1 protein-coding gene is annotated in these 9,003 nt (G+C 76.5%); it reads right to left on the bottom strand.

The features are described from left to right. Positions 1-235 precede the first annotated feature (235 nt). A partial coding sequence (locus tag ACTMS2_RS21510; protein WP_441176999.1) for a type I polyketide synthase occupies positions 236-9,003 on the bottom strand: 8,768 nt, incomplete at its 5' end.

Genomic DNA, 9,003 nt, shown 5'->3' on the forward strand with positions numbered 1-9,003 from the left:
CGTTTAAGCCCCCACCAGGTCTTACGCGCCGGACGAAAGGTAATTGTCGCCGGACGGCGGTCACAACCCCTAGCGTGCCCCTACGGGTGCCCCTAGGCGGCGGGGGCGCAGGCTGCGCCGACCCGCCCTGCGAGCGGTCCGGCGCGGCACCCTCGCGGCCTGCGGCCGGGCGGGTGTCCAGGCCCGCCCGGCCGCAGGTGTCACAACCGTCGACAACGGCCGTACGACACCATTTCTAGATGCCCGGCAAATTGCCGCCGGGGCCACCCAGCTCGCGGTGGATGAAATCGAAGATCTCGGCGTCGGTGGCGTCGTCGAGGGTGTGCGAGGCCGGTTTCTCCTCGACGGGACCACGCTCGTCGCCCCATCGGGCCACGAACGCCTGGAGCTGCACCAGCAGCTTCTGGCGGGTGAGCCGGTCCGGCGCGTCGGCCGCGAAGACGCCGTCGAGCCGCTCCAGCTCGGCGAGCAGCGGGGCCGCCGCGGTGGCGCCGTCCTCGGCGAGCCGGTCGCGCAGGTGCCGGGCGAGCGCCGCCGGCGTCGGATAGTCGAACACCACGGCGGCGGGGAGCTGGACGCCGGTGGCGGCGCGGAGCCGGTTGCGCAGCTCCACGGCCGTCATCGAGTCGAAGCCGACCTCGCGGAACGCCCGGTCGGGCTCCAGCCCCGCATCCCCGGTGTGGCCGAGTACGGCCGCCGCGAGGCCACCCACCAGGTCGACGAGGACGCCCTCCCGCTCGGCGGGGCTCAGCGGGCGAAGCCGCTCCCGCAGCGCGGCGGCCGCCTCGTCGTCCGCCGGCCGGTGGTCGTCGTCGGCGGGCATCGCCGCGCCCGCCTCGGGGACCCCGGTCAGCAGCGGGCACGGCCGCATCGACGCGAACGTCGGCACGAACCGGTCCCAGCGCACGTCGGCGACCACCAGCGCCGCCTCGCCCCGCAGCGCCTGCCCGAACGCCTCGACGGCCAGTTCCGGGGGCAGGCCCGGCAGGCCCCGCCGGCGCAGCTGCGCCAGCTCGGCCGACTCGGGATCGTCGTGCCACGGGCCCCACGCCACGGCGGTGGCCGCCAGTCCGCCGTGCCGTCGGTTCGCCGCGAGCGCGTGCAGCAGCGCGTCACCGGCGGACTGGCCGGCCCGGCCGCCCGCGCCCCACACCCCCGTCGTGGAGGTGCACAGCACGAACGCGTCGAGCGGCCGGTGGGCCAGCTCGTCGGCGTACCTGGGGACGTCGCCGACGGTGGCGGCGAGGTCGGCGGCCAGGCCGGCGAGGGTCAGCTCGCCCAGCGGCACCGAGCCGGTCTCCGCCGGTACGTGCACGAGCGCGGTCACCGGCCGGCTCTCGGCGGCGAGCTGCTCCATCAGATCACCGAGCTTGCCCGTGGCCGGCTCGGTCAGCGGGAGCACCTCGGCGCCGTGGCGGCCCAGCCAGTCGGTGGTGTGCCGGGCTAGCGTCCCGGTCCCGCCGGTGAGCAGGACGGTGCCGTTCGGCTGGTAGCCGTCGCCCGTCGCCGGCCGCCCGGTGTCGCGGACCAGACGCCGGGCGTGTACGCCGGCCTGCCGGACGGCGAGCTGGTCCTCCCCGTCGACGTTGACCAGCGCCGAGACCAGGGCCGCGTACGCCGCCTCGTCGGGGCCCGCCGGCAGGTCGACGACTCCGCCGACGTGCCGGGGGTGCTCCAGGGCGGCAACGAGCCCGAGGCCCCACGTGGTGGCCTGCGTCGGGTGCACGACCGGTTCGTCGTCCACGGCGACGGCGCCGGTGGTCGCCAGCCACAGCGGCACGGCCGGTCCGGAGCGGCCGGTGTGCGCCTGCACGAGCAGCAGGTTCGCCGCCAGGCCGGTCGGCAGCGCGGTCTGCTCCGGGTGCGGCGCCTCGTCCAGCGCCAGCAGGGACAGCAGCGCCGTCGGCTGGTACGCGGCGGCGAGCCGGTCGAGGTCGGCGGCCAGGCCGTCGCGGGTGACCGTGGCCGGGTCGACGGTCAGCACGTGCACCGTCGCGGCGCCGGCCGTGAGGGCGGCGAGCACCCGGTCGGTGACCTGGTGCGGCGGGGCCACCACCAGCCACGTGCCGGGGTCGGCGCCGGTCAGCGCCCGGCGCTCCCAGGTGATCCGGTACCGCCAGCCGGCCAGGGTGCCGTCGAGGCGCTGGCGACGCCGCCACGACTCCAGTTCCGGCAGCAGCTCGCGCAGCGGCTGGTCCGGGTCGAGGCCGAGGCGGCCCAGGTCGCCGTCGGTGACGGCCCGCCAGAACGCGTCGTCGACCGGGTCGACGGTCGGCGCCGCGTCGAGGGTCGGCCAGTAGCGCTGCGGCCGGAACGCGTACGTCGGCAGCTCGGGCAGCCGGCGGGGGTCCGGACGGGGGCCGGCCAGCGCGGCGAGCACCGCCGACCAGTCGACGTCGCGTCCGGTGCCGTGCACGACGGCCAGCGCGGAGAGCAGGGCGGTCGGCTCGTCGGCGTTGGCGCGCAGCGCCGCCACGGCCGTGCCGTCGTCGTCGGGCAGCAGGCCGGCGGTCATCGCGGTCAGCACCGCCTGCGGGCCGAGTTCCAGGAAGGTGTCCACGCCCGCGTCGCGCAGCGCGGCGATCCCGTCGGCGTACCGGACGGCCTCCCGCACGTGCCGCACCCAGTAGTCGGGCGTACGGATCTCGTCTGGCCCGGCGAGCCGCCCGGTCAGGTTCGACACGATCGGCAGCAGTGGCGCGGCGAACGTCAGCCCGTCGAGGACGGCCCGGAACTCGGCCAGCATCGGTTCCATCAGCGGGCTGTGGAACGCGTGGCTGACCCGCAGTCGCCGGGTGCGTACGCCGCGCTCCTGCCAGAGCCGCTCCAGCCCGTCGAGGGCGTCGACGGCTCCGGCGAGCACCACGGCGGTGGGGCCGTTGACGGCGGCGACACCGACCCGGTCGGTCAGCCCGGCGAGGGACTCGGCCACCGCCGCCTCGTCGGCGGCGACGGCGAGCATCCCGCCCCCGGCGGGCAGGGCCTGCATGAGCCGGCCCCGGGCGGCCACCAGCGTGGCGGCGTCGGCGAGGGACAGCACCCCGGCGACGTGTGCGGCGGTGATCTCGCCGATCGAGTGCCCGGCGACGTGCCCGGGCACCACCCCGAACGACTCGACCAGCCGGAACAGGGCCACCTCCAGCGCGAACAGCCCCGCCTGGGTGAACACCGTCTCGTCGAGCAGCGTCGCCTCGGCGCTGCCGTCGGCCGCGAACAGCACCGGCTTCAGCGGCTGCGGCAGCTGGTGGTCCAGCGCCGCGCAGACCTCGTCGAGGGCCGCCGCGAACACGGGGAACGTGTCGTACAGCTGCCGGCCGGCGCCGGGACGCTGGGCGCCCTGGCCGGAGAAGAGGACCGCGAGGCCGCCTCCGTGCCGTCGGGCGATGACCAGCGCGGGGTGGTCCTCCCCGCCGGCCAGGGCGCGCAGGGCGGCCAGCCGGGTCCCCCGGTCGGCGGCGACCACGGTGGCCCGCCGGCCGAGGTGGGCCCGGCCGTCGGCGAGCGTCCAGGCGACCAGGTCGGCGGGGTCGTCCCCGGTCGCGAGCCGGTCGGCCAGCCGGCCGGCCTGCGCGCGCAGCGCGGGCAGGTCGGCGGCGGAGACCGGCCACGGCAGGGCCACGGCGCGCTGGTCGCGTGGCGCTTCGCCGTGCCCGACGGTCGCTTCGGGCCCTTCCCCGTCGGCGGCGACCGGTTCCGGCTGCGGGGCCTCTTCGATGATCACGTGGGCGTTGGTGCCGCTGATCCCGAACGAGGAGACGCCGGCCCGGCGCGGCCCGTCCGTGGTGGTCCACGGTCGTGCCTCGGTGAGCAGCGCCAGCGTGCCGGACGTCCAGTCGACGTGCGGGGTCGGCGCGTCCACGTGCAGGGTCGCGGGCAGCACCCCGTGTTGCAGGGCCAGCACCATCTTCATCAGGCTCGCCGCGCCCGCCGCCGCCTGGGTGTGGCCGATGTTCGACTTGACCGACCCGAGCCACAGCGGCCGGTCGGCGGGGCGCTCCCTGCCGTACGTGGCCAGCAGCGCCTGCGCCTCGATCGGGTCGCCGAGGGTGGTGCCGGTGCCGTGCGCCTCGACGACGTCCACGTCGGCGGGGGTGAGGCCGGCGTTGTCCAGCGCGTGCCGGATGACCCGCTGCTGCGCGGGCCCGTTCGGGGCGGTGAGGCCGTTGCTCGCGCCGTCCTGGTTGACGGCGCTGCCCCGTACGACGGCGAGGATCCGGTTGCCGCCGCGCTGGGCGTCGGAGAGCCGCTGGAGCAGCAGGACGCCGACGCCCTCGCCCCAGCCGGTGCCGTCGGCGGCCTCGGCGAACGCCTTGACCCGCCCGTCGGCGGCCAGGCCACGCTGCCGGGAGAACTCCAGGAACGCGCCCGGGGTCGACATCACCGTGACGCCGCCGGCCAGCGCGAGGTCGCACTCGCCGCTGCGCAGCGCCTGCGCGGCGAGGTGCAGCGCGACCAGCGACGACGAGCAGGCCGTGTCGACGGTGACCGCGGGGCCGTGCAGCCCGAACGAGTACGCCAGGCGGCCGGAGACCACCGACGCCCCGTTGCCGGTCGCCTGGTAGCCCTCCACCTGGGACCGGGCGCCCAGCAGCAGGGTGGCGTAGTCCTGCCCGTTGGTGCCCATGAAGACGCCGGTCGCGGAGCCGCGTACCCGGTGCGGGTCGATGCCGGCGCGTTCGAAGACCTCCCAGGTGGTGTGCAGCAGCAGCCGCTGCTGCGGGTCCATGGCGAGGGCCTCGCGCGGGTTGATGCCGAAGAACGCGGCGTCGAAGCCCGCCACGTCGTGCAGGAAGCCGCCGCTGCGGGTGTAGCTGGTGCCGACCCGCTCCGGGTCGGCGTCGAACAGGGCGTCGAGGTCCCAGCCCCGGTCGGTGGGCATCGGCGTGACCGCGTCCACCCCGTCGGCCAGCAGCCGCCACAGCTCCTGCGGCGACGACACCCCGCCCGGGAACCGGCAGGCCATGGAGACGATCGCGATCGGCTCGTCGGCCGGCGGCCGGGCCGAGGCCACGCCGCCGGTGGCGGGGCCGCCGTCCGCGCCGACCACGATTTCGGTACGCAGGAAGCGGGCCAGTTCCGCCGCCGACGGGTGGTCGAAGACCACGGTCGACGGCAGGGTCAGGCCGGTGACCCGGCCCAGCCGGTCCCGCAGCTGCACGGCGGCGAGGGAGTCGAAGCCCAGCTCGCGGAACGCCCGGCCGGCCGGCACCTGGTCGGTGGTGGGGTGGCCGAGGACGGCCGCCGCCTCCGCGCGGACGAGGTCGACCAGCAGCGCCTCCTGGCCGGTCGCCGGGAGCGTCGCGAGCCGGTTGCGCAGCCCGTCGGTGGCGGCGGCGTTCTCCGGCCGCTCCGGCTGCTCGGCGACGGCCGGGGCGACCCGGTCGAAGAGGTGGCTCGGCCGCGCGGCGGTGAACGCCGTGACGAACCGGGACCAGTCGACGTCCACGATCACCGGGGCCGCCTCGGGGGCGTTCACCCAGCGGCCCAGCGCCGCGACGGCGGCGTCGGGCGCGAGCGGGCTGAACCCGCGGCGGCGCAGGCCGTCCGCCGTCTCGCCGGCGGCCATGCCGTCTTCCGCCCACGGGCCGTAGGCCAGGGCGGTGGCGGGCAGGCCGGCCGCCCGGCGGGCGGCGACGAGCGCGTCGAGCAGGGCGTTGCCGGCCGCGTAGCCGGCCTGCCCGCCGCCGCCCCAGACGCCGGCGACCGAGGAGAAGACCACGAACGCGTCGAGGTCGCGGCCCCGGCAGGCGGCGTCGAGGTGCACGGCGCCGAGCACCTTGCCGGCCAGGGTCTCCGACAGCTCGCCGTCGGTCACCTCGTACGCCGGGGTGGTGCCGCCGGACGCCCCGGCGGTGTGCACGACGGCGGTCAGCCCGGGCAGGTCCGCCACGAGGGCGTCGACGGCCGCCCGGTCGGTGACGTCGCACGCCACCACCCGCACCGCACCCAGCTCGTCGACCAGCTCCGCCGCGCCCGGCGCCGCCGGGCCCCGCCGCGAGGCCAGCACCACCTCGCCGGCCCCGTTGGCCAGCAACCAACGCGCCACGTGCCGACCCAGGGCACCCGTGCCACCGGTCACCAGCACCGTCCCGACGGGCCGCCAACCCGCACCGGCCGGCGGCGCGGCCGGCACCAGCCGCCGGCCGAAGAGGCCGTTGCGGCGGACGGCCACCTGGTCCAGGGTGCCGTCGGCGAGGACCGCGACGAGCCCGGCGCGGGCGCCGCGGTCGGCGCGGTCGGGCAGGTCGATCAGGCCGCCCCAACGGTCGGGCTGTTCGAGGGCGACGACCCGGCCCAGGCCCCAGGCCAGGGCCGCCCAGACGTCGCCGGCCCGCTCCCCGGCCGTGACCGGGATGGCGGTTCGGCTCAGCGCCCACACCCGTCCCGGCAGGCCGGTGTCGGTCAGCGCCCGGGTGAGGGTGAGCAGGGCGGCCGCGCCGGCGGGTACCGCCGGGGTGTCCGCCAGGGGCCGGTCCTGCCGGGGCAGCACGCAGAGCACCCCGGCCCAGCCGTCGGCACCGATTCGGCGCAGCCGCTCGCCCAGGTCGGCCCGGGTGAGGGTGGGCGGCGCGGTCAGCAGGTCGACCCGCGCGCCCGCCTGGGTCAGGGTCTTCGCCACGCCCGCGTCGGCGCCGCCGTCGACGGTGACCACCAGCCACCGTCCGGACAGCCCGGTCGCCGGGGCCGGGCGCACCGGCTCCCACGCGACCCGGTACGACCACCCGTCCAGCGCGGTGTCCCGGGACCGGTGCTGACGCCAGCGAGCCAGGAGCGGCAGGGCCGGGCCGAGGGCGTCCAGGTCCTCGGTGTCGTCGCCGAGTTCGGCGGCGAGGGCGGCCAGGTCGCCCCGCTCGACGGCGGCCCAGAAGTCGGCGTCGCCGCCGTCCGGGGCGGTCTGCTTCGCGGGCGTGCCCTCCGGCCAGTAGCGCTGGTGCTGGAAGGCGTACGTGGGCAGGTCCACCCGCCGCGCTCCGGAGTCGGCGAACCACTGCCGCCAGGTCACGGGAACGCCGTGGACGTGCAGCTCGGCGAGGGCGTGCAGCAGCGCGTGCGCCTCGGGCCGGTCCCGGCGCTGCACGGCGACGGCCAGCACGGCGTCGTCGGCGGGCAGCACGTCGCCGGCCATCGCGGTCAGTACGCTCTGCGGCCCGATCTCCAGGAACGTGTCCACCCCGGCGGCCCTCAGGGCGGTCACCCCGTCGGCGTACCGGACGGCCTCCCGCACGTGCCGCACCCAGTACTCGGCCGTGCGGATCTCGTCGGCATCGGCCAGCGCACCCGTCACGTTCGACACGACCGGCAGCAACGGCGCCGCGAAGGTCAACCCGTCGAGGACCGCACGGAACTCGGCCAGCATCGGCTCCATCAACGGACTGTGGAACGCGTGACTCACCGTGAGCCGGCGCGTCCGCACATTCCGGTCCCGCCAGAGCCGCTCCACCTCGTCCAGGGCGTCGGCGGCACCCGACACGACCACGGCGGCGGGTCCGTTGACGGCCGCGACGCCGACCCGGTCGGTCAGCCCGGCGATCGACTCCGCCACGGCTGCCTCGTCCGCCGCCACGGCCAGCATGCCGCCACCGGCCGGCAGCGCCTGCATCAACCGACCCCGCGCCGCCACCAGCGCACACGCATCCGCCAGCGACAGCACGCCCGCCACGTGTGCGGCCGTGACCTCGCCGATCGAGTGACCGGCCAGCATGTCCGGCACGACCCCGAACGACTCCACCAGCCGGAACAGCGCCACCTCGACCGCGAACAACCCGGCCTGGGTGAAGACGGTCTGGTCCAGCAGCTCCGCCTCGGCACTGCCCGCCTCCGCGAACAGCACCTCCCGCAGCGGACGCGGCAGCAGCGCATCGAGCTGCGCACACACCTCGTCCAACGCCGCCGCGAACACCGGGAACCCGGCATACAGGTCCCGACCCATGCCGGCGCGCTGCGCACCCTGACCCGAGAACAGCAGTGCGACCTGGCCGCGTACGGCGGCGGAGCCCGTCACGACGGCCCCGGAGGGCTCGCCCGCGTCGAGGGCCCGCAGTGCGGAGAGCAGGTCGTTGCCGTCGGCCACCACGGCGACGGCGCGCTGCTCCAGGGCGGGCCGGGTGGTGACCGAGGACCAGGCGACATCCAACGGACGCGGGGTCTCGTCGGCCGCCAACCAGCGCGCCAACCGGCCCGCCTGCGCCGACAACGCCGCACCGTCGCGGGCCGACAGCAGCACCGGCACCACCGGCGGCACCTCACGGACGACGATCTCACCCTCGACCACCTCGGCCGGCGGCTGCTCGATGATCACATGCGCGTTCGTCCCGGAGATCCCGAACGACGACACCGCCGCCCGACGCGGCCGATCCACGACCGGCCACGGAGTGGGCTCGGTCGCGAGGGCGACCGCCCCGGCCGACCAGTCCACGTGCGGCGACGGCTCATCCACGTGCAACGTCGACGGCACCACACCATGCCGCATCGCCAGCACCATCTTGATCACACCAGCGACACCGGCAGCCGCCTGCGTGTGCCCGATGTTCGACTTCACCGACCCCAACAACAGCGGCCGGTCGACGGGACGCTCCTGCCCGTACGTCGCCAACAACGCCTGCGCCTCGATCGGGTCACCGAGGGTGGTGCCCGTGCCGTGCGCCTCCACGGCGTCCACGTCGGCGGCGGTGAGACGCGCGTTCGCCAGGGCCTGGCGGATCACCCGCTGCTGCGACGGACCGTTCGGGGCGGTCAGGCCGTTCGACGCGCCGTCCTGGTTGACGGCCGTGCCACGCACCACCGCCAACACGCGGTGCCCGTTGCGCTGCGCGTCCGACAGCCGCTCCACGAGGAGTACGCCGACGCCCTCGGACCACCCGGTGCCATCCGCCGACGCCGCGAACGACTTGCACCGGCCGTCCTGCGACAGACCACGCTGCCGCGAGAACTCGATGAACGTCCCCGGCGTCGCCATCACCGTCACACCACCGGCCAACGCCAGATCACACTCACCCGACCGCA

Source organism: Micromonospora sp. SD12, assembly GCF_052068495.1.
Taxonomy (GTDB): domain Bacteria; phylum Actinomycetota; class Actinomycetes; order Mycobacteriales; family Micromonosporaceae; genus Micromonospora; species Micromonospora echinofusca.